This is a genomic window from Gillisia sp. Hel1_33_143 (assembly GCF_900104765.1).
Taxonomy (GTDB): Bacteria; Bacteroidota; Bacteroidia; order Flavobacteriales; family Flavobacteriaceae; genus Gillisia.
In genome coordinates this window covers 1,363,063-1,386,286 of the sequence record NZ_LT629737.1, presented here as the reverse complement: position 1 = coordinate 1,386,286, position 23,224 = coordinate 1,363,063, and the positions used below count along the sequence as shown (strand labels likewise).

General features: G+C 34.8%; 20 protein-coding genes. 12 read left to right on the top strand and 8 right to left on the bottom strand.

Annotation, left to right across the window (positions count from 1 at the left end; genetic code table 11):
- Positions 1–18: 18 nt before the first annotated feature.
- On the bottom strand, positions 19–486 hold the full coding sequence (locus tag BLT84_RS06255) for an exosortase F system-associated membrane protein (protein ID WP_091263642.1): 468 nt from the start codon (positions 484–486) through the stop codon (positions 19–21).
- A complete protein-coding gene (gene xrtF, locus BLT84_RS06250) occupies positions 483–983 on the bottom strand; it encodes an exosortase family protein XrtF (RefSeq protein ID WP_316930057.1) in 501 nt (166 codons plus the stop codon). Before xrtF ends, BLT84_RS06255 begins: the two co-directional genes overlap by 4 nt.
- 131 nt (positions 984–1,114) lie before the next feature.
- Between xrtF and BLT84_RS06245 the strand changes: the two genes are divergently transcribed.
- Entirely contained in the window at positions 1,115–1,570 is a 456-nt protein-coding gene (locus BLT84_RS06245; protein WP_034886680.1) for a GAF domain-containing protein, read from the top strand.
- A 35-nt stretch (positions 1,571–1,605) separates the two neighbouring features.
- On the opposite strand, the gene BLT84_RS06240 is transcribed toward BLT84_RS06245, so the two are convergent.
- Both BLT84_RS06240 and BLT84_RS06235 read right to left on the bottom strand, forming a co-directional pair.
- Positions 1,606–2,946, bottom strand: a complete 1,341-nt coding sequence (locus BLT84_RS06240; protein ID WP_091263640.1) for a serine hydrolase domain-containing protein — start codon at positions 2,944–2,946, stop codon at positions 1,606–1,608.
- 17 nt (positions 2,947–2,963) lie between these two features.
- Complete coding sequence (locus BLT84_RS06235; protein WP_091263637.1) at positions 2,964–4,217, bottom strand: ABC transporter permease; 1,254 nt, start codon at positions 4,215–4,217, stop codon at positions 2,964–2,966.
- A gap of 142 nt (positions 4,218–4,359) precedes the next feature.
- On the opposite strand from BLT84_RS06235, the gene purH reads away from it, so the two are divergent.
- The 6 genes from purH to rodA are packed head-to-tail and all read left to right on the top strand — an operon-like array spanning position 4,360 to position 11,403.
- Positions 4,360–5,886, top strand: a complete 1,527-nt coding sequence (purH, locus tag BLT84_RS06230; protein ID WP_091263635.1) for a bifunctional phosphoribosylaminoimidazolecarboxamide formyltransferase/IMP cyclohydrolase — start codon at positions 4,360–4,362, stop codon at positions 5,884–5,886.
- Between the two features lie 40 nt (positions 5,887–5,926).
- Positions 5,927–6,955, top strand: a complete 1,029-nt coding sequence (locus tag BLT84_RS06225; RefSeq protein ID WP_034886689.1) for a rod shape-determining protein — start codon at positions 5,927–5,929, stop codon at positions 6,953–6,955.
- Between the two features lie 12 nt (positions 6,956–6,967).
- A complete protein-coding gene (gene mreC, locus BLT84_RS06220) occupies positions 6,968–7,789 on the top strand; it encodes a rod shape-determining protein MreC (RefSeq protein WP_034886692.1) in 822 nt (273 codons plus the stop codon).
- On the top strand, positions 7,782–8,288 hold the full coding sequence (locus tag BLT84_RS06215) for a hypothetical protein (RefSeq protein ID WP_034886694.1): 507 nt from the start codon (positions 7,782–7,784) through the stop codon (positions 8,286–8,288). Before mreC ends, BLT84_RS06215 begins: the two co-directional genes overlap by 8 nt.
- The gene (mrdA, locus tag BLT84_RS06210; protein ID WP_091263633.1) at positions 8,285–10,153 is read left to right on the top strand and encodes a penicillin-binding protein 2; all 1,869 of its coding nucleotides are present in this window, start codon (positions 8,285–8,287) and stop codon (positions 10,151–10,153) included. Before BLT84_RS06215 ends, mrdA begins: the two co-directional genes overlap by 4 nt.
- Positions 10,153–11,403: a rod shape-determining protein RodA gene (rodA, locus tag BLT84_RS06205; RefSeq protein WP_091263630.1), complete on the top strand. Its 1,251-nt coding sequence runs from the start codon at positions 10,153–10,155 to the stop codon at positions 11,401–11,403. The genes mrdA and rodA overlap by 1 nt, the downstream gene beginning before the upstream one ends.
- A gap of 319 nt (positions 11,404–11,722) precedes the next feature.
- On the opposite strand, the gene BLT84_RS06200 is transcribed toward rodA, so the two are convergent.
- Positions 11,723–13,924, bottom strand: coding sequence for a carboxy terminal-processing peptidase (locus BLT84_RS06200; protein ID WP_091268089.1), 2,202 nt, complete (start codon positions 13,922–13,924; stop codon positions 11,723–11,725).
- Positions 13,925–14,071: 147 nt separating this feature from the next.
- Between BLT84_RS06200 and surE the strand changes: the two genes are divergently transcribed.
- The 5 genes from surE to BLT84_RS06175 all read left to right on the top strand — a co-directional run bounded on the left by surE (position 14,072) and on the right by BLT84_RS06175 (position 18,925).
- Positions 14,072–14,854, top strand: a complete 783-nt coding sequence (gene surE / locus BLT84_RS06195) for a 5'/3'-nucleotidase SurE (protein ID WP_034886702.1) — start codon at positions 14,072–14,074, stop codon at positions 14,852–14,854.
- Complete coding sequence (locus BLT84_RS06190) at positions 14,847–15,128, top strand: hypothetical protein (protein ID WP_091263628.1); 282 nt, start codon at positions 14,847–14,849, stop codon at positions 15,126–15,128. Before surE ends, BLT84_RS06190 begins: the two co-directional genes overlap by 8 nt.
- 12 nt (positions 15,129–15,140) lie before the next feature.
- Positions 15,141–16,256, top strand: a complete 1,116-nt coding sequence (gene lpxB / locus BLT84_RS06185) for a lipid-A-disaccharide synthase (RefSeq protein WP_091263626.1) — start codon at positions 15,141–15,143, stop codon at positions 16,254–16,256.
- An 8-nt stretch (positions 16,257–16,264) separates the two neighbouring features.
- Complete coding sequence (locus BLT84_RS06180; protein ID WP_034886707.1) at positions 16,265–16,837, top strand: C40 family peptidase; 573 nt, start codon at positions 16,265–16,267, stop codon at positions 16,835–16,837.
- 90 nt (positions 16,838–16,927) lie between these two features.
- Complete coding sequence (locus BLT84_RS06175) at positions 16,928–18,925, top strand: ComEC/Rec2 family competence protein (RefSeq protein ID WP_317040002.1); 1,998 nt, start codon at positions 16,928–16,930, stop codon at positions 18,923–18,925.
- Positions 18,926–18,935: 10 nt separating this feature from the next.
- On the opposite strand, the gene BLT84_RS06170 is transcribed toward BLT84_RS06175, so the two are convergent.
- Genes BLT84_RS06170 through BLT84_RS06160 form a run of 3 tightly spaced genes read right to left on the bottom strand, consistent with a single transcriptional unit; the run spans position 18,936 to position 23,217 of the window.
- Positions 18,936–19,478, bottom strand: coding sequence for a thioredoxin family protein (locus BLT84_RS06170; protein ID WP_034886710.1), 543 nt, complete (start codon positions 19,476–19,478; stop codon positions 18,936–18,938).
- 45 nt (positions 19,479–19,523) lie between these two features.
- Entirely contained in the window at positions 19,524–21,305 is a 1,782-nt protein-coding gene (locus BLT84_RS06165; protein WP_091263622.1) for a peptide MFS transporter, read from the bottom strand.
- 7 nt (positions 21,306–21,312) lie between these two features.
- A complete protein-coding gene (locus tag BLT84_RS06160) occupies positions 21,313–23,217 on the bottom strand; it encodes a peptide MFS transporter (protein ID WP_034886713.1) in 1,905 nt (634 codons plus the stop codon).
- Between the last annotated feature and the right edge of the window lie 7 nt (positions 23,218–23,224).

The window sequence follows — 23,224 nt, the reverse complement described above, 5'->3', positions numbered from 1 at the left end:
TAAATGATTCTTTAGTCTTCAGGCATTCATAATTGAAGATATTCTTTTCTTCTTTCTTCTGCTTTTAAGTCGCTGATAATAGAAAGCCGGAAGTAAAATTAAAAGGAAAATTGGATGGATCAAGAATCTACGCACATAGAAAAGCCCCATGTAATTCCCATTATGGAAATTTAGAAGCTCATATATAAATGCACCTATGCCTAAAATAAATAATATCAGAAATAAGAATAGTGAAAACTTCACGATGCTCTTTTCAAAAAATGCGACATAAAGAATCCCTAAAGAAATAAGGGTATTCAACCAAAATCTCATACTCAAATTAATAAGTAAGCGTGGAAGTTCAAATTGCGGTTCTCCATTATGAAGGTATGCTAACTCGTAGAAATCTATTAAAGGATCATAAAAAAGAGATTCTTCATAAAATTTTATAAGCACCAACAATCCTGTCAACAAGCTTATTCCTATAAATCGATATCTCATTTTCATAAATTCTGATATTTAGAGAATAATCTGGCCCATAATACCCAAAGAATAAAAACGGTCCCATAAATAATTAACGGAAAAATTACACTGTGTAAGAAATCCGAATTTTCTGGAAACTCATATAATCCTGCTGCTAACACCGCAATTCTTGCAATATTCATGACAGAGATACATAAACAACCAAAAACGATATATAGTAGGGTAATCTTCCACCTTCCGAAGAAAGCTAGAATGAAAGAAGTAAATAAGATCATAACACTTACAGCATTGCAACCTTCTACAATTCTAGCCAGATACACCTCGTTTACAATAAGCTTCATAGAAAGCTCTTTTTGATGCGGTGTAATCATGGCATCATATCCAAAAATGTTAATAAGCCGCTCACTTAGCCTAGCAACATAATGCGTAACAGGGTCTGGATAGTAATAATCTGATTTAAAGTAAACCAGATACAAATGGTATAACATAGAGAGTACTGTGTAGCTACCTAGGTAGATCACGATAAACCTTAAAACCGATTTGTATTTTTTGAATAACTGGAGCAAATTAAGGATCTGATTTTAACAAATTTATACATTTTGAAAAGCCTCTCTGAATAATTTTTAAATACTTTTGCACAAAAATAGTAGCTATGTCATTACAGGAATTAAGACCAAAAGTAGAAAGCATCTTAGATAACGATGTAAATAGTGTAGAAGACAGATTAACTCAAGTCTGTGAGCTCCTAAAAGAGAACGTTTCTTATTACACATGGGTAGGCTTTTATTTTAGAAATGGCGATAAAGAAGAATTAAAATTAAGCTCTTATGCCGGAGAACCTACAGATCATACCATCATTCCATTTGGAAAAGGTATTTGCGGGCAAGTAGCAGTTTCTAACCAGAATTTTGTGGTGCCAGATGTAAAGGCTCAAGACAACTACATTGCTTGCAGCATTCATGTAAAAGCTGAAATAGTAGTACCTCTTTTCTTGAATGGAGAGAATATTGGGCAAATAGATATAGACTCTGATACTCCAGACCCGTTTACAGCTGAAGACGAAGCCTTCTTAGAGTTTGTAAATGAAAAAGTTGCCGATATTCTCTAGCAACTTTTTCTTCTAACTAACAATTAATAAACTTATTATTCTGTAGCAATAACTTCCTTTTCTTTAGTAAGCTCAAAAATACCTCCGCCTTGAGAAAGTATTAATTTACTTTCTGAAGGCTTAAATTCTATTTTCAGTTTCAATAAGTCATTCTTAAACTTGTCTTTATCTACCGCATATAATATGAATGCGGGTTGGTTTGTTCCTTGCACGAGTAAAGAGCCGTCTTCTATAAAAACATCTAATTTTATTGGTAACATTGGAGAAGCATAAGTGCCTTCATAAGATTGAAGATCACTGAGATCTGTTCTATATTCCATTTCAAATACTGGTAGTGAATAATCTTTGTGGAAATATATACTCAGAGGCCCTTTTATCAATTCACTTGAATTCATATCCAAGCCATTCAAAACAAATGAATACGCAAGCTTTTCTTCCGGAAAATAATATCCTATAGCAGAAAAACCATCAATCCCTCCACTATGTCCAAATCCTTCTTTATCCTCTAAACGGATTCTTGAGATTCCGAGGCCGTATCTATCTTTTAAAGCTATCATTTGTTCTAGAGTTTCAGCCTTCAATACTTTGTTATTGAACAAAGCTGTAAAAAAAGTATTAATTTCTGTAGGTGTAGAAACTAGTCCTCCTGCACCTAACGCATTGCTCATATCAGTTTCTGTTTCAAGCATCCACGCTCTTCTCTTTTTATAGGAAAAAGCTTCATTATTTGCAGAGATTATTTTCCCTCCAAAATAGGTGTTTTTTAAACCCAAAGGCTTTGTTATTCTTTCCTTTAAGACAGTTGCAAAATTTTGCTTTTCTAGATCTTCTATAATAAAAGTTAATAAAGCATAGTTGGTATTAGAATATTGAAACCTACTTCCAGGACTAAAGATGGTACCATTCTTTATAAATAGCTGCAGCATTTCTTCTTTAGATCTTGGAGACTCCATTAATTTTATATAAGAATCCTGACTGGTATAATTAAATAACCCACTATGATGATCCAATAAGAATTCCATAGTAATATTTTGTGCATTTGGAATCTCAGGATAAAAATTATCTAGTGTAGTCTCTAAACCTACTTTTCCTTCTTCTACTAGTTTTAGAAACAGGACAGCTGTAAATGTTTTACTTACCGAGCCAATTCTATATCTAGTTAAGTGAGATGCGGGTTCATTCTTGGAGATATCTTCAAAACCTATGGAGTGCTTATAAATTTCTTCTCCATCTTGAAATATAGAAAAACTACCCATCGCTTTATCTTTTAACGAGATCAAAGAAAAGAGGCTGTCTAATTTAGCTGTATTTAGTTCTTGTGCAATTGTAGAAAATCCGATCAATAAAAAACTAACCAGTACAAATAATCTCTTCATATCAAAATATCAAAATGCTACATTCCTGTTCTAATGGCTTCTACCGGATCTAATTTAGATGCTGAGATAGCAGGTATAATTCCTGAAACCAGTCCGATAACAGCAGATACGATGGTCCCCAAGAACATATTCCAAGGAGAAAGTACAAATTCAAACTCTCCGGTGAATTGCGAGGCAACTATAGAAATTATCCATACTAGGAAAAGGCCGATAAGACCTCCAATAACTGCCAATATCACGGCTTCAAATAAAAATTGAGATAAGATGAATCTATTTTTTGCTCCTAGAGATTTTTGGATCCCTATAAGATTAGTTCTTTCTTTTACACTAACAAACATAATATTGGCTATTCCAAAACCTCCCACTAATAAAGAGAAGCCACTAATAATTAAGCCAATAAAATTCATCTGCCCAGTGATGTTATCTATAAAATCTGTAAGCCCTTTTAACTGATTTACAAAGAAATTGCTGATTTCATCTGGTTTTAAGCCGCGATACGTTCGAAGTTTCTGAGTAAGAATGGCCATAAACTCTGCACTATCTGCATCTTCACCAGGTTTGATGATGATCTGTGGAAATGTAGATTTGTTATTATCGCCATAAATTCTTCTGGTAATATTTACTGGAAGAAACACCTGCCCATCTTTAGAATTTCCAAAAAGACTGGTTCCTTCTTTTTTAAGAACGCCAATTACAGAGAACTTCCTACCATAAAGCCTAATTTCCTTTCCTAAAGGATCTAGATCTCCAAAAAGATTGGTAGCTATTTCATCTCCTAATACAATTACCGGAGAACCACTTACAGATTCAGATTCGTTAAAAAATCTACCTTCTGCAAGTTGTAAGGATTCAATCTCATAATACTCGCTAGTTATAGCACCAAGATCTACAGAGGTAACAGTATTATCTCCATATTTTAAAGTTTCTCTTGGCACATTCATTACAAAACTTGCCGCTTTCATATCTGGCATGCTTCGTTTCAAATATTGATATTCATCATAAGTAACATCTGGAAATTGCTGAGTTTTCCAACGAGGAATATCTGTAGGACCAAAAGAGAATCGCATTAAAATAATGGTGCTATTATCCAAAGAACTCAAACTTCCTTTGATATTTCGCTCTAAAGAATCTACCGCAGCGAGAACCGCAATAATCGAGAAAATCCCAATAGTAACGCCTAGTAGCGATAGAAAGGTTCGCAACTTATTGTTTCGTAATGCATTAATAGCAAAATAAAAACTTTCCTTTAAGACCCTTAGATAAATCAGCATAGTAAAATCAGGTGTTTTGCATCGATTAAAGATAAGACGCCGGCAGAACTTTTTCGTTACATTTTTTTTAAGAAATAAAAGTTTAGATCTCTAAATTTTATAGTGATTTAATTACTTTTGCATCCTTAACAAACACAACACAATGAGCGATTTAAAATTGGCGAAATCAGCCCTAATTTCTGTATTCAGTAAAGAAGGTTTGGCTCCCATTGCACAAAAACTAGATGAGTTAGGCGTTACTATCTATTCTACAGGTGGTACCGAAAAATTTATTAAAGATCTAGGGATCAACGTAATCCCTGTAGAAGATGTTACTTCTTATCCTTCTATTTTAGGAGGAAGAGTTAAAACCTTACATCCAAAGGTTTTTGGCGGAATTTTAAATAGACAGGATCATGATGGAGATGTTGAAGAGATGGCGCAATTTGAGATCCCTCAAATAGATATCGTAATTGTAGATCTATATCCATTTGAAAAAACTGTTGCATCTGGAGCTTCTGAAGAAGATATCATTGAAAAAATAGATATAGGCGGAATTTCACTAATTCGTGCTGCAGCAAAAAATTTTAAAGATGTAACCTGTGTATCTTCAGTTGATGATTATAGCGAATTCTTAGATTTGTTGAATGAAAAGAATGGTGAAACTAACCTAGCAGACCGCAAGAAATTTGCAGGTAAAGCTTTTAAAGTTTCTTCACATTATGATACTGCTATTTTCAGCTTTTTCAATTCCAAAGAAAATGTTTTTAAACAAAGCTTTTTACAAGGTAAAGAACTTAGATATGGCGAAAATCCACATCAAAAAGGTACTTTCTTTGGAGATTTTGATGAGGTTTTCGAACAATTGCACGGTAAAGAATTATCGTATAACAACTTGTTGGATGTAGATGCTGCTGTAAACTTGATGAATGAGTTTAAAAATGACGCTCCAACTTTTGCGATTTTAAAGCACAATAATGCATGCGGACTTGCGCAAAGAGAAACATTGCACCAAGCGTATATGGATGCTTTGGCCGGAGATCCGGTTTCTGCATTTGGCGGTGTTTTAATTAGCAACAAGGAAATAGATAAACCAACTGCAGAAGAAATTCACCAGTTGTTCTGTGAAGTGGTCATTGCACCTTCTTTTTCTACTGAAGCTGAAGAGATTTTAAAAGGAAAGAAAAATAGAATATTATTGATTCTTAAAGATGTAGCTTTACCAGAGAACATGGTTAGAACTTGTTTAAATGGAGTTTTAGTACAAGACAGAGATAATAAAACCGATGCTCTTGAAGATTTAACAACTGCCACCAACAATAAACCAAGTTCTGAAGAGTTAAATGATTTGATATTTGCTTCTAAGATCTGCAAGCATACCAAATCTAACACAATCGTACTAGCAAAAAATAAACAACTACTGGCCAGCGGAACCGGACAAACCTCTAGAGTAGACGCATTACGCCAAAGTATAGATAAAGCAAACTCTTTTAATTTTGATCTAAAAGGAGCCGTTATGGCGAGTGATGCATTTTTCCCATTTCCAGACTGTGTAGAAATTGCAGGAAATGAAGGAATATCTGCGGTTATTCAGCCGGGAGGATCTATAAAAGATCAATTGAGTGTAGATTATTGCAACGAGAACAACATCTCGATGGTAATGACGGGAACACGCCATTTTAAACATTAATTTCATTACATTTACCTAACCTCAACTTACATAAAATACTATGGGATTTTTTGATTTTCTCATTGAAGAAATAGCAATAGATTTAGGAACAGCAAACACCTTGGTAATACACAACGACAAAGTTGTTGTGGATAGCCCTTCTATTGTAGCCCGTGACAGAACTACGGGAAAGATTATTGCCGTGGGAAAAGAAGCTGCCATGATGCAGGGGAAAACCCATGAAAATATTAAAACAATTCGCCCGCTTAAAGATGGTGTAATTGCAGATTTTGATGCCAGTGAAAAGATGATCAGTATGTTCATTAAAGAAATTCCTGCATTAAAAAAGAAAATGTTTACACCGGCATTAAGAATGGTTATTTGTATTCCGTCTGGTATAACAGAAGTTGAAATGCGTGCTGTAAAAGAAAGTGCAGAGCGTGTTAACGGTAAAGAAGTGTACTTAATTCACGAACCAATGGCCGCTGCTATTGGTATTGGTGTAGATATTATGCAACCTAAAGGAAATATGATTGTAGATATAGGAGGTGGAACCACCGAGATCGCAGTTATAGCTCTTGGAGGTATTGTATGTGATAAATCTATTAAGATCGCAGGAGATGTATTCACAAACGATATTGTGTATTACATGCGTACGCAACACAACCTATACGTTGGTGAAAGAACTGCAGAAAAAATAAAGATCCAAATTGGTGCTGCTACCGAAGATCTAGAAGTTCCGCCAGAAGAAATGAGCGTTCAAGGACGTGACCTTTTAACTGGAAAACCAAAACAGGTTCAAATTTCTTATAGAGAGATCGCTAAGGCATTAGACAAATCTATTTTAAGAATTGAAGATGCCGTTATGGAAACGCTTTCTCAAACTCCTCCAGAATTAGCTGCCGATATTTATAACACCGGTATCTATCTTGCAGGTGGTGGTTCAATGTTAAGAGGTCTGGATAAAAGACTTTCATTAAAAACAGATCTTCCTGTTTATATTGCAGAAGATCCACTTAGAGCAGTTGTTAGAGGAACCGGAATATGTTTAAAGAGCCTCGCGAGATATAAGGGAATTTTGATAAAGTAGTAGTAACCACTTATGCAGCAGATATTTAATTTTCTTATCCGCAATAAGAATAATATTTTATTCCTGTTGCTGCTGGTACTTTCTTTGTTTTTAACAATCCAGTCTCACTCCTATCACAAAAGCAAGTTTATAAGCTCTGCTAATTTTGTTACCGGAGGTATATACGGCTGGGCTAATAGTGTGCAATCTTATTTTTATCTAGACGAATATAACAAACGTTTGATGGATGAGAATAAACAGCTTCACAATTTACTGGCTGCAACTAAAGATTCTATCACCTTAGAGCAAATTACAGACTCTACTTCTTTCAATAGTGTTTATAAATTTCGAGTTGCCAAGGTGATCAATAACAATTATTCTAAGATTGATAATTACATTACTATTGAAGGCGGAAAAAATTCAGGCTTAAACTCAGAAGATGGAGTTATTACCAGTCAGGGTATTATTGGTATTGTAGATAAGGTAACTAATAACTACGCCCGTGTTATTTCTATTTTGAACAGTAACACCAAGATAAATGCGCAGCTTAATAAATCTGATCATTTTGGATCTTTAATATGGGATGGTCTAGACCCAAATATTATTCAATTAATAGATGTTCCAAGATTAGCTCCTGTTAAGAAAGGAGATACTATTGTAACCGGTGGTAAATCTCTAATATTCCCACAGGGAATTCCTATTGGGAAGATCTTAGATTTTAAATTAGACAACAACGAAAGCTATTATACTATAAACATACAGTTGTTTAATGATATGACAAATATTGGTTATGTATATGTAATCGAGAACAAAATAAAGGCAGAAATTAAAGAATTGGAATCTGTAGATGACTAATACAATAATCACAAATACGCTAAGATTTATCTTCTTGATATTATTACAGGTCTTACTCCTTAATAATATCAACTTTCTTGGGTATGTGAACCCGTACCTTTATGTTATTTTTCTGATACTCTATCCTTTCAATACACCACAGTTCTTATTTATTATAGTTTCATTCTTTTTAGGACTTACCATAGATACATTTGAAGATAGCGGCGGAATTAACGCAGCAGCCTGTATATTGATTGCTTACATAAGGCCAACTATTTTAAGATTCTCCTTTGGAGTAAGTTATGATTATCAAACTGTAAAACTATCTAACACACCTTATGGTGCCAGGATAGGGTACATTATGATTGTGGTATTTTTACATCATCTAGTACTTTTTACATTAGAAATGTTTGATTTTTCACACAGTTTCTTAATTCTAAAAAAGACGTTCTTCTCAGGAATATTTACTATCCTACTTGTTCTTATTAGCTTAAGTTTGTTTAAACCTAAGAGACGATGAGAAGAATATTACTGTACATTTTAATTGTTACCACAGGATTGATATTTGTTTCGCGTCTATTCTATTTACAAGTAGTAGATACCTCCTTTGCAAGACTTTCCGAAAATAATGCTATTAAGATAGTATATGATTATCCGCAACGCGGATATATATTTGACAGAAATGGAGAACTTCTAGTATCTAACCAGCCATCTTACGATGTTATGGCGATACCAAGAAACGTAAAAGCTTTTGATACTGCAGAGTTCTGTAAGATATTAAATATTACTCCGGAAGATCTAGTTAAGAAATTAGACAAGGCAAAGATCTACTCACCTAGATTACCTTCTATTATCATTCCACAGCTTACAAAATCTGAATACGCTTACTTTCAAGAGAAGATGCGTAAGTATCAAGGATTCTATATTCAAAAACGTTCACTTAGAGATTATCAAACTCATAATGGATCTAATGTTCTAGGGTATATTACAGAAGTGAATAAAAAGATAATTGATGAAAATCCATATTACATATCTGGTGACCTTATTGGAAAACAAGGGGTAGAAGGATATTACGAAGAATTGCTTCGTGGTATTAAGGGCGTTAAATACATACAGAAGGATCGTTTTAATCGTGACATAGGTGCTTATAAAGATGGGATCTTCGATACAATTCCAAAAAAAGGAAAAGATATCAATATCACAATAGATGGAATTCTACAAGCTTATGGCGAAAAGTTGATGGAAAATAAGCGCGGAGGAATTGTTGCTTTAGAACCAAGAACGGGCGAAATCTTAGCGATGGTTACTGCACCTTCTTATGATCCCGCTTTATTAATGGGGAGAAAAAGATCTGCAAACTTCACAAAACTTTATTATGACACCATTGCAAAGCCTTTATATGATAGAGGTCTACTTGCAGAATACCCACCTGGCTCCCCATTTAAAACTATCAATGCTTTAATTGCACTACAGGAAGATGTAGTTACCACAGAAGATAGATTTTATTGTAATAGAGGATACGCCTATGGGCGTGGTCGTAAATTAGGATGTCATGCACATGCCAGCCCATTATCTATGATTCCTGGAATTGCTCAATCTTGTAACGCTTATTTTGCGAATGTTTATAGAAGAATAATAGAAAAATATCCAACCCCACAAGAAGGTATGGATGTTTGGTCTAATCATTTAAAAAGCTTTGGACTTGGAGGTTATCTAGGATCAGATCTTTCTACAGGTAGACCAGGTAAGATCCCAGATGCCAACTACTACAATAAAATTTATGATTACCCAACCTATAAATGGTTTTCTACTGCAACTTTATCTAATGCTATTGGCCAAGGAGAGATCTTAATGACGCCTATACAACTTGCTAATATGACTGCTACCATTTCAAATAAAGGATGGTTCTATACACCTCATATCTTAAAAAAGATAGAAGGGCAGGCTATAGCAGACGAGGCTTTTACAAAAAAACATTATACAACAGTAGACGCTAAGAATTTCGAGCCGGTTATTGAAGGAATGCATCAGGTTTATATGAGTGGTACGGCATCAGCTTTAAGAATTCCAGGAATTGAAATTGCAGGAAAAACTGGTACTGCAGAAAATTTTGCAAAAATTGATGGCAAGAAAACTCAGCTTACAGATCATTCTATATTTATAGCATTTGCTCCAGTAGATAATCCAAAAATTGCAATAGCGGTTTTTGTTGAAAATGGATACTGGGGAGGAAGATATGCTGGTAGAATAGCTAGTTTAATGGTAGAGAAATATCTAAAAGGAACCATCACCAGAACAGATATGGAAGATTGGGTATTAAGCCACAGTCTGGAAGATGAATACGCCAAGCAATATAGCGGTCAACCTTTTTCAATTAATAAGTAATGGCTAAGACCTCCATCAGTTTTGACTGGATAACAATAATTATATATTTACTGCTTATAAGCTTTGGATGGATGAATATCTATTCTGCTTCTCTGGGAAGTACCCCTACCTCTATCTTCGATTTTAGCCAGACGTATGGGAAACAAGCTGTATGGATCGTTTTAAGCCTTGTTCTTATTGTACTGCTCCTCTCTATTGAAGCCAGGTTCTATATGCGATTCTCTAGCGTTATATATATAATCTCTTTAATTTCTATTGCCGGACTTTTTCTCTTTGGTAAAACCATTAACGGAGCAACTTCCTGGTATGTATTTGGTGGTATTAGTATACAACCTGCAGAATTTGCTAAAGTAGCTACCGCATTAGCCCTAGCAAAATATTTGGGTGATATTCAAACTAACATATATCTCTTTACCAGTCAGGTAAAGGCATTTATGATCATCGCAATTCCAGCGCTAATCATTCTACCACAACCAGATGCTGGAAGTGCCATGGTGTATGCAGCATTTCTTTTTCCTTTATACCGAGAGGGTTTATCAGGTCTTTACCTAATTCTTGGATTCTCTGCCATAGCGATCTTTGTTTTTACACTAGTATTTGGGCCAATAAACGTAACCCTCGCAGTATTGGCAATATGTGTATTAAGTCTGCTATTAAAGAAAAGATATCGCCCTAAAGTATTACTTCTCCTGGTTATACTTGTAGCTTCTATGGCCTACTCTTTTTCTGTAGATTATATCTTTCAAAATGTATTTGAACAAAGACACAGAGACCGCTTTAATATTGTTCTAGGAAGTGAAGTAGACAACAAAGGAATAGGTTATAACACCAATCAAAGTGAAATTGCAATTGGAAGTGGCGGCTGGGTTGGTAAAGGTTGGACAGAAGGAACACAAACAAAGGGACAATTTGTACCAGAACAACATACAGATTATATCTTTAGTACTGTTGGAGAAGAATGGGGTTTTGTAGGCTCTAGCATTGTAGTAGCTCTATTTATGTTCTTATTGTTGAGACTGATAATGTTGGCGGAGAGACAAAAATCAACTTTTAATAGGGTGTATGGATATTGCGTAACAGGAATTATCTTTTTTCACTTCTTAGTGAATATAAGCATGGTAATAGGTATTTTTCCAACTGTTGGAATTCCATTGCCTTTCTTTAGCTATGGAGGTTCAGGATTATGGAGTTTTACTATTCTACTTTTTATCTTCTTAAAATTAGATTCAGAACGAATGTCGTTCTGGTAAAATGCACAATTTAAACTCTTAAGAACATCTTTCTACTAAAAGAATAACTGCTGCAACTAGCAGTATCATTGCGGGATATATATACTTTCTTTTCATACTGATTTTATTAATCTCAAAGTTACAGATTAAATTATATACTAATGCAGTACTATTTTAAATCTGACTTAAAATCCTTCTGTACTGAAACAATCCCCGTAAGCTGATATCTCTAGTATCTCAATACACCAATAAAACAGAACTGTTAATTTATTTAGAAAGAAAAACGCTTCAAAAGTTATATTACCTTTGAAGCGTTTTTCTTATTATTTATTTGAGCTATTTAATTCTTAAGAGCTACTTTACCCTTCTTAATATTATTTACTTTAATATCGTCTAGAACATTCACTGCTTCTTCCACATAAGCATCTCCACTTAAACTTTTGTGCCATCTATCTCTTTTCTCCTTAAGAATAGTATCATTCTTTACAAGGTCTAATTCATAAGGCAAAGAGGTATAGTTAAGATTTGAGTTATAATTAGAGATCGCATCAAATTTCTTAGCATCATTTTCTATAAAATCTCTTCTTTCTTTATAAGAGTTATAATTTAAAGAATAAACATCTCTATCACTTTGATCTTTCACCCATTTTGCATTTTGAGCAATCAATCCTAATTGAGCACTTTTCTGCATTCTGGCCTTACTATTTGAAATAGCCTGATCAAAATCTATATAACCACTCCACACTTTATATTTTGCAGGAGCTATTTGATCCCAAGGTAAAGGGTTTTCATTATCCTTCTCCCCTACATCAATATAACTATATCTGTCTGGAACTACAACATCACTCTTTACACCTTCTAATTGAGTAGAACCCCCATTAACCCTATAGAACTTCTGAGTGGTTAATTTAAGAGCTCCTAGGTCTCCATACTCATTACTTCTAACGGTTTGATTAAGATCTATTACATTCTGAACTGTTCCCTTACCATAAGTTTGCTTACTTCCTATGATCACAGCTCTCTTATAATCTTGCATTGCTGCAGCCAGAATTTCTGAAGCCGAAGCAGAAAGTTCATTTACTAGAATGACCATTGGGCCATCCCAAAGAATACTTGCATCTGTATCTTCTAAGATCTCCTGACCTTCACCTTTAGATTTAACCTGTACTACCGGACCTTTTTCAATAAAAAGACCAGCAATATCTACCACAGTTTTTAAAGAACCGCCTCCATTATTTCTAAGATCTAAAACAAGACCTTCCATTCCTTGCTTTTTAAGACGGATGATCTCCTGCTTGACATCTGATGCTGCATTACGCTCATTATAATCTTCCATGTTAAAATAGAACTTTGGAAGGTTGATTAACCCAAAGGTTTTTCCATTCTTCTCTACAACCGCAGATTTGGCGTACGTCTCTTCCAACTCCACCACATCTCTGGTAATGGTGATATCCTCAATATTTCCAAGAACTTTTTTCTTCACAGTTAAGGTAACCTTAGTTCCTTTTGGCCCTTTAATAAGATTCACTGCATCGTCTAATCTCATACCTACAATACTCACAGGATCTTTTTCCTTTTCCTGCTTTACTTTCAAGATCACATCACCTTCACTCAACTTATCTGTCATCCATGCCGGACCACCAGAAATAACTTCCATAATAGTAATATTATCGCTCTTTTTCTGCAGTCTGGCTCCAATCCCTTCTAACTTTCCAGACATAGCGATATCAAATCTATCTTTATCCTGTGGTGCGAAATAGAAAGTATGCGGATCAAATTCTTCTACAATAGCATTTAGATATACAGTGAAATAATCTTTACGTTCAATCTCTTCGCTAAAATCAAAATACTCATCCATAGCGGTAAGTGTAGATTCTCTAGCTTCTTTCTCTAATTCTGCATCAGATCTTTTAGTTAAAGCTTCTACTTTCTTATCTGTTTTGTTTCCTTCCGAAGTAAAAGCCGCAGCGGTATTTTCTTTATCACTAGAAGATTTATTAGCCAATGCTCTTTGTTGATCTTCTTTAAGATCTGCAAAAGTTCCCAGTGTAGTGAACTTCAATTGCTTTCTCCAGCGTTCTTTTAACTCTTCTCGAGAAGATACATATTCTACATCTTCATAATCTGTATTAATGTCCTCTTCTGAAGTAAAGTCGAATGGTTCTGCAAGTATCTCTTTATAGATCACTCTAACTTCTTTCATTCTTGAAACTAGCGTTTCGTGAGTTAGATCAAAAAAGCTTAGATCTTTATTGCGAATCTGGTCGTCAATTTGATTTTCATAAGCAGAAAATCCTTCTATGTCTTTTTTATAGAAAAATCTTTTTAAGGGGTCAATGTCAGATAAATAATCCTTGTAAACTTCTTTTGAAAAGGTATCATCTATACTTTTTGCATCATAATGTCCACGTTCAAGAACATAAGTGATAAGATCCATTAAAAGTTTGTCTTTATTTGGATCTTCAAATTTTTTGGTGGTAAAACTGCAGGAAGCCGCGGCCATCAACAGTAACAGGACCAGCACTTTATAGTTCCTTTTCATAAATCGCATAAATTTCAACATTAATAGTAGGGTAATTATATAAAAAATTGTGCCAATCACGTCGAATCTCACAATTTATTTGTTCGACGTCTAAGATAAGCTTTCCTTTGGAAAATATTATTTTAGCAATCTTAAATAAAACAAAAGATGACTCAGAATAAGCCTCTTATCTTAGTTACTAATGACGACGGAATAACTGCACCAGGAATAAGAACCCTCATCGAGGTAATGAAACAACTTGGAGATGTAATTGTTGTTGCTCCAGATAGCCCACAGAGCGCTATGGGCCATGCTATAACTATTAGCGACACGCTTTATTGCGACCCGGTTAAGATCAATGAAAAGTACACTCATAAAGAATATAGCTGCTCCGGAACTCCTGCAGATTGTGTGAAAATTGCAACTCAGGAAATTTTACATCGTAAACCAGACCTTTGTGTAAGCGGTATAAATCATGGTTCAAATTCCTCCATAAATGTAATTTATTCAGGAACTATGAGCGCTGCGGTAGAAGCAGGAATTGAAGGAATACCGGCTATAGGATTCTCTCTTTTAGATTATTCGCTCACCGCAGATTTTGAACCTACCAAAAAGTTTATCAAAGCTATTACTCAAAAAGTTTTAAAGAACGGACTTCCAAAGGGAGTGGTATTGAATGTTAACTTACCTAAACTTCCAGAGGCAGATATTAAAGGGATAAAAATTTGCAGACAGGCTAAGGCCCTTTGGAAAGAAGAATTTGATAAACGTACCAATCCGCAAGGGAGAGATTACTATTGGTTAACAGGAGAATTTATAAATGAAGACAAGGGAGAAGATACAGATGAATGGGCTTTAGCGAACGGATATGTTTCTGTTGTGCCTGTACAGTTCGATCTTACCGCACATCATTATATTCAAGACCTTAATAGCTGGAATCTTAATGATTAGGAAACAAGTTCTAACCGGCCTGTTGGTGGGGATACTTGCCACGATAATAGGGATATTTCTATATATCTCTCTATTCTCTGAGCTGGACATAAAAACTACGCTCATCGAGGCCGCAAATAATGATTACTTAGGAAAGGTCATAGCATTAGGTGCTGCATTAAATTTTATTCCTTTTTTTATATTTATCAAAAAGAATGAGATCTATAAAGCGAGAGGTGTATTATTAGCTACAGTTTTAGTAGCAGTAATCATCGCAATTACAAAAATACTTTAGATTTAGAATGCTATGAAATACTATCTAATTGCTGGCGAAGCCTCTGGAGATCTTCATGCATCAAATTTGATGTTGGCTTTAAAAAAAGAAGACCCGCACGCAGAATTTAGATTCTGGGGAGGAGATCTTATGGAAGCTGCCGGCGGCACTTTAGTAAAACATTATCGGGAGTTGGCCTTTATGGGTTTCTCTGAAGTAGTGATGAACCTTCGCACCATTCTAAAGAACATTTCTTTCTGCAAACAAGACATTAAAGATTACAATCCAGATGCCTTGATCTTTATAGACTATCCAGGATTTAATCTAAGAATTGCAAAATGGGCAAAAGAAGAAGGTATTCCTACACATTTTTATATCTCTCCCCAAATTTGGGCCTGGAAAGAAAACAGAATATCGGCTATTAAAAGAGATATAGACCACATGTATGTGATCTTACCTTTTGAAAAAGACTTCTATGAAAACAAGCATGACTTCCCTATACATTTTGTAGGACACCCTTTAATAGATGCTATTGCTAAGCAAGATATAGTTGAACCAAAAAGTTTCAAAAAGAAGTTTCAATTAGATGACCGCCCAATTATAGCATTGCTACCAGGAAGCAGAAAGCAAGAGATCTCTAGAATGCTGGAAACCATGCTAAGCATAACAGATAACTATAAGGAATACCAATTTATAATTGCCGGAGCACCAAGTCAGGAACCAGAATTCTATGCTCAATACATTAAGAAGAAGAATGTGCATTTGGTTATGAATAGAACTTATGATATTCTAGGTTTAGCCACGGCAGCATTAGTAACTTCGGGGACTGCAACTCTAGAGACGGCACTTTTTAAAGTTCCGGAAGTGGTTTGCTATAAGGGTAGTACTATTTCCTATCAAATTGCACGTAGGGTGATAAAATTAAAGTACATTTCTTTAGTAAACCTTATCATGGATAAAGAGGTTGTTAAAGAGCTCATTCAGAATGATTTTAATACAAAATCTTTAAGTGCCGAACTCGATAAAATTTTAGACCCTAAAGTTCGCCACACAATATATGAGCAGTATTTTGAGTTAGAAATGAAATTAGGTGGCGCTGGCGCCAGTAAAAAAACCGCAAAACTTATTTATAATAATTTAAAACACTAATATATTTGATGAGAAGCAGAATCCTAACTCTATCTGTGCTATTAATTTTCTCATTGTTCCTAACCTCTTGTGGAGCATCTAAAAGCCAAATTCCTCAAACTAAAGAAGCTCGTAAACTAGCTAAAAAAGTAAAGTTCAATCCTCCTGCTCCAGCGGTAGCTATAAAAACTGCTAAGCCCGAAGAACTTCCTGAAGACAACAGAGTGTATAATATTACCTCTCACGCTTTAGATTACCAAGGCACTAAATATAAGTTTGGAGGAACTACAAGCGACGGTATGGATTGCTCCGGACTTGTTTACACCTCTTTTCTTAAGGAAGATATTCCATTACCAAGAACCTCCAGAGCCATGTCTTTACAGGGAGAGCGATTATCTCTTGACGATGTGAATATTGGTGACCTTTTATTTTTTGAAACCAATAAAAATAAAAAGGTAGTAAACCATGTAGGACTGGTGGTTGAAATTCAACCTGGCCAGATCCTTTTTATTCACTCTACCACTTCATTGGGGGTTATAATATCTTCACTTTCAGAAAATTATTGGTTTGATCATTTTGTTATGGCACGTCGGGTGATCTAAAATTTTAATTATCTTAATCTAGATCTTTAAAATTGAAGTTTGCTCAATTTTACTATAATAAAGCTTTCCATCACCCTACTTATTGGAATTGTGCTGGAGTTTTATTTTAAAATTCCAGTGGATATTCTATTGCCTATAGGATTCTTAATTTTTCTGATTTTTGTTAGCCTATATTTAAGATCCCGGAAATTAAAATTCCCAGATATTTTCTTTGGAATTTCTTTTTTCATGATGTTTCTGTTTCTAGGAGTTTTTACAGCATCACTACAACTTCCCTATACTCATGCGAAGCATTATGCTCATACTTTAAATAAAGAATCAAATAACCTTTACACGCTTACAGCTACAGTAGCAGAAGTATTAAAACCAACTTCCAACTACGAAAGATTTATAATCTTCGCCACTAGCTTAGATAGGCGTAAGACCAAAGGAAAAATTCTTTTAAATTTAAGGAAAGACATTAATTCTAAATCTTTAGAAGTAGGAGACATCCTCGTGATGCCTATACAATTTCAAGACATAAAAGCACCTTTAAATCCACATCAGTTCAGCTATAAAAGCTATTTAGAACGATCCGGAATACTCAAACAAGCTTATAGTGAACAAGAAGACGTTCAAATAATTGGCAGTAATAAGTTCAATATATTTAGGATTGCTGAAAGGTCTAGAAAAGAGATCATTTTAAAACTGGAGGAAGCAAATTTTACTAAAAATGAATTTTCCATTATAAAAGCGCTTTTACTAGGCGAAAGAAGAGATATTTCGCCAACCACCTTTTCAAATTACGCATCTGCGGGTGCTATACATATTCTAGCGATATCTGGCTTACATATTGGAATACTATTATGGCTGCTCACTATGATCCTAAAACCCATAGAAAGAATAAAATTTGGTAAATTCTATTCTTTCATGATCATTCTAATTTTTCTCTGGACCTTCGCCTTAATAACCGGCTTAGCACCATCTGTAGTAAGAGCAGTTTTCATGTTCTCAATTATAGCCGTTGGAATACAATTTAGAAGAAACACCAATATAACCAACTCTGTTTTTATATCATTATTCTTCCTTCTTTTGATCAATCCATATTACATCTATCAAGTAGGATTTCAACTAAGTTATTTGGCAATTTTAGGAATTACTAGTATTCAGCCTCTTTTACAAAAATTATGGAAACCGAAGAACCAGGTTATTTTATATTTCTGGAAATTACTAACAGTTAGTATTGCTGCTCAGCTAGCGGTTTTGCCACTTAGTTTATTCAATTTCCATCAATTTCCGACATTATTTTTCGTGACCAATATAGTAATACTACCATTTTTGGGAATAATATTAGGCTTAGGACTAATAGTGATCGTATTAAGTCTCTTAGATCTGCTTCCCGCAATACTAATTTATCTTTTTGAATTCATCATTTTACAAATGAATAATTTTGTGACATTCATTTCTTCTTTTCAAGCCTTTGTAATTAAAGATGTATCCTTTTCCATACTCCTATGCTTAACCACTTATTTAGTGTTATTTACATTAATTCAGTTAATATTAAAATGGACATCAAAGCGAATACTAACATTCCTGTTTTCAATCATGATCTTGCAAACAAGCCTGATATTCGAAAAAGCAGAAAGAACGCCGTTTAAAGCAATAATTTTTCATTCTACTGAACAAAGTCTAATAGCGATTAAAAAACATCAGAAACTAGCGCTTTACAGTCACCAAGAGATAGACAGTTCGCAGTTAATAATGCTCTCAAGGTTTAATACTGAAGAAAGAATCATATCTACACAAAGAATTGCTTTAGGGAATGTTTTAGATATTTGGGACAATAAAATATTGATAATTGATTCTTCCGGAATTTATGATATTCCTACTTATAAATCAGATATCATCATTTTAAGGAATTCTCCGAAGATCAATGTAGACAGAATGCTTGAAAAACTTCAACCTGAAGTTATAGTGGCAGATGGAAGTAATTATAAATATTTGGTGCAACATTGGCACAAAACCCTAGAAAACAAAAACTCCCTTTTTCATGCAACAGCAGAAAAGGGAGCGTATATATTTTATCCTCGAGAAAACTCTTTAAAATAGAGCTAACTATTTAATTCTTAAAAGTGCCTTTAAAATTGCTGGAGTATTTCTCCCAAGCATCAGACGTTGTAAGCTTTTTATAATCATCTTTAGCGATCATCTTTAAAAAGATCTCTACTTGCTCTGGAGTTCTATACCCCATTATTGGCGCGATAACATCGGCATTCTCATCAAAAAAGACCAGACTTGGATAACCAGTAATCTTTAAAGCATCTGCTAAAAAATGCTGACTATTTCTACCTTTTCTATTAGGATCGTGATTTGGATTGGTATACGTGAAATCTTTATAATTAATTTTTTCGGTTCCTTCGGCATCAAATTTTACCGCATAAAAATGCTCGTTGATATATGCTACCACATCTCTATTTGTAAAAGTATTCTTATCCATCATTTTACAAGGCCCACACCATGTTGTATAAGCATCCATCATGATCTTTTTTGGTGCTTTCTTTTGCGCTGCTAGAGCATCATTCATGCTCATCCATTTAATTTCCTGTGCTTGGGTAAAACCAACCACCAACATCATTATAAAAATGCTAATCGTTTTTTTCATGCTATAATTTTAAAAATGTGATATTATTCAATTATCATTCCGAAGTTATCGAATATCATGCATTAGTCTTTTCAACAGTGGATTTAATAATGCTACCAGTACTCCACCGGCTATAGGCACTATGGTAAATATTAGGAAAAAAGTTGAAAGGTCATACTCTTGAGTAACCGTTTCTATCATTCCCCCTAAAGATCCTGCTAACTTATTTCCAATGGCTATAGCTAAATACCACATACCAAACATAAAGGCTATCATTCTTGCTGGAACAAGTTTACTAACATAAGATAAGCCTAAAGGTGACAAACATAATTCTCCTAAAGTGTGTAAGAGGTATGCTAATATTAACCATATCATGCTCACCTTAGCTCCTTCTGCCACTCCGCTAGACCCTAATGCTAAAAGTCCGAATCCCAGACCTAGTAAGATTAGCCCGAAACTATATTTAAATGCTGCAGACGGATTGTATTTACTCTCCCACCATTTGGAGAAGAATGATGCAAATACAATTATAAAGAATGAATTTAGAATACTAAACCATGATACAGTGATCTCTGTGGTATCTGCAGTAAACTCTCTTCCTAACATCCATATAACAAGCGCCCATATCCCCGCAAAACAAATCCCTAAAATAATATTAGAACCCGGAATTTTACTGTAGGTCTGTTTCCATAAGAGATACAATACCCAAGTTATAATTGCCAATGGCACCACAGTTAATAATGCATTCACTACATTAAAAATAGTAGCCGAACTTCCTACAAGCACTCTATCTACATTATCTCTAGCAAATATGATCAAGGAAGAGGCGCCTTGCTCAAAAGACATAAAGAAGAATACTGTAAAAAAAGCGAAGATGATCACCGCTATTAGCCTATCCCTAACTATTGGCGCATATCTCGAAATTCTTGAAATTACTAATATTAAAAATAATATCAGCCCAAGAATAGCCATCCCAATTGGACCACTAAATTGTTCTCCACCTACATTAAAAGGCAAGAATTCTGGAAATAAATTGTAGTTCCCGATTCTAGATAAAGGATCATTTAATAAATAGATAAAACCAATACTGGCAGAAGCAGCAATTAATATCTTATCTACTAATGTAAATGGATTAGGTTTATGAGATACTCCTTTACTTTCCTCTTCACGAAGATGTTTTTCTGCTAAAGCTTTATCTGGCACTCCACCGACTTTTCCAAAAAGAGGTTTAGATAACCAAAATTGAAGCGTTCCTAAAAACATAAAAATTCCGGCAAGACCAAAGCCCCAGCTCCATCCAATTTTTTCAGCAAGATATCCGCAAAGCATCATTCCGAAGAAAGCACCTGCGTTTACACCCATATAGAAAATCGTATAAGCTCCATCTTTTTTATCAGATTTGCCTTCATACATTTCAGAAATAATAGAGGTAATATTAGGCTTAAAGAAACCCGTTCCTATTACAAGCAATCCTAATCCAAAATATAGCGAAAATTCGGTTTCCAAAGCCATAGAAGCATGACCTAGCGTCATAATAGCTGCTCCTATAATTACTGCCCAACGATACCCTGTAAACTTATCAGCAATTAAACCACCTAGTATAGGCGTTAAATATAGAAGACCTGCGTAGGTACCAAAAAGAGCTCCTGCATTTTCTGCAGACCAACCCCATCCAGGATTATCTACTCCTACAATTGCCATGGTTAAGAAATTCACTAAGAGAACTCTCATTCCATAGAAAGAGAATCTTTCCCACATTTCTGTAAAGAACAATACAAAAAGACCTGCTGGGTGGCCCAACACATTACTTTTAAAGAAATCTGTTGGAGTTACTTGCGCTGTTGCCATTTACACCTTAGTTAAAGTTCTTTTCACCTAGATCATACTGCTCTTGTTCTGGCAATTCTCTCTCATCATCTTCCACTCCGTGTGTAAGCCTTTTTAAAGGCTTTAGAAGTAGGATTACCAAAAGACCAAATATTGAGGTGAATATTGTAATTCCCCAAAAAGTAGCATATTCCATATCTGTTTGAAGCTCTTCTACTATAAAGTTACCTTTATAACCATTCTTCTCATCCCCTTGCTTAAAATCTATTAAGATATGGTAAGGGTTCTCTGCAGTAACATTTTCTTCTTTTAAGGTTTCGATCACTTCCTCTGTTCTCTCTTCATTTTTGAATTTAATAAAATTCAATATAGGCTGACTATTATCCAACGTGGTCACCTGAAGTTCACCATTTTCCTCATACACATTTCCAGCAAGTCTAAAATCTTGTGTTTTGGTTATAATAGAATCATTGATCTGTAAATTTTGAGCCATTTGTGAAGTGGTTGCATTAAGTTCTACAACCATAGGCTCTCCCTGAGAAAATTCACCAATAACTCCAGCAACTTTATTTCCAAGTCCTGTAGCGGCAAAGTAAACTCCCATCATTAATGAGGCATATTTTACCGGCGCCAGCTTAGTAATAAAAGATAGCGCTACCGGAGAAGAGCAAAGCTCTCCAATAGTGTGCAATAAATAAGCTAATACCAACCAGTACATAGCTGCTTTCTCATCATAAGGAGTATAGCTTTTAGCTGCCATTGCCATAAAAATAAATCCAAGTCCCATGATAATTACACCCGTAGCCATCTTAAAAATAGACGATGCTTCTTTGTTTTTAAGTTTACGCTTAGCCCAGAAATTTGCAATTATTACCCCAAAAATAATAATGAATAAGGCATTTAAAGATTGGAACCATGTTGCAGGAACCTCATTTCCAATTAATGGAAGTGTAAATGGTATAGATCTGTTAGTCTTATCGAGCGCGTAAATATTCATTAATCCACCAGCCTGTTCAAAAGCTCCCCAAAAAACAACTACCAGTAAAAAAGATAAGATCATCACAACATAACGATCTTTCATAATTTGTGTGCTCAAGTCTTTATAAACCATCAACATTAAGGCCGTTACTAATGTTAAAAATATATATAGCAGTCCATATGGTAAAGATTCAAATATCAGATAGTATAGAGACCCTGCCATTAATACAGAGGTGATTACCAATTGTAGAGGTGATTTTAAAAGATCTGAGAACAAATTTCCTAAAGAGGCACCATCTGCCATTTCTGTTTTAGACAATAGATTTCCAACATTGGTTAGGTACTTCTGCCCCCATAAATAAACCAATAATCCTAAAGCCATTGCAATTCCGGCAAGGCCAAATCCCCAATGCCATCCTATCTGTTCTCCAACATAACCAACAATTAAACTGGAAAGGAAAGCCCCAAGGTTAATCCCAATGTAAAATATGGTAAAACCTTTATCTCTTCTAATATCTCCTTCTTTGTAAAGACCACCAACCATTGTAGAGATGTTTGGTTTTAGCATTCCAACTCCAGCAATGATCAATCCTAAACCGGTGTAAAATGCCCACATTTCTTCTACTGCAAGTATCCCGTGTCCGGCAACCAATATGATACCTCCTACGAGTACTGTCTTTTTCTGACCTAGCAATTTATCTGCTATGATACCTCCGGGAATAGAAGCAACATATACCAACATAGTATACCAACCGTAGAGTGCAATTGCCTCTCCACCTGTCCATCCTAGCCCTGCGTTGCCACCTGTAGTTGCACTAACAAGATAAAGTACAAGAATTGCGCGCATTCCGTAGTAAGAAAAACGCTCCCACATTTCTGTGAAGAATAAGATATAAAGACCAACCGGATGCCCGAATAATTCTTTTTGATTAACTGGAGGTGCAGTATTTGCCATTTATTTA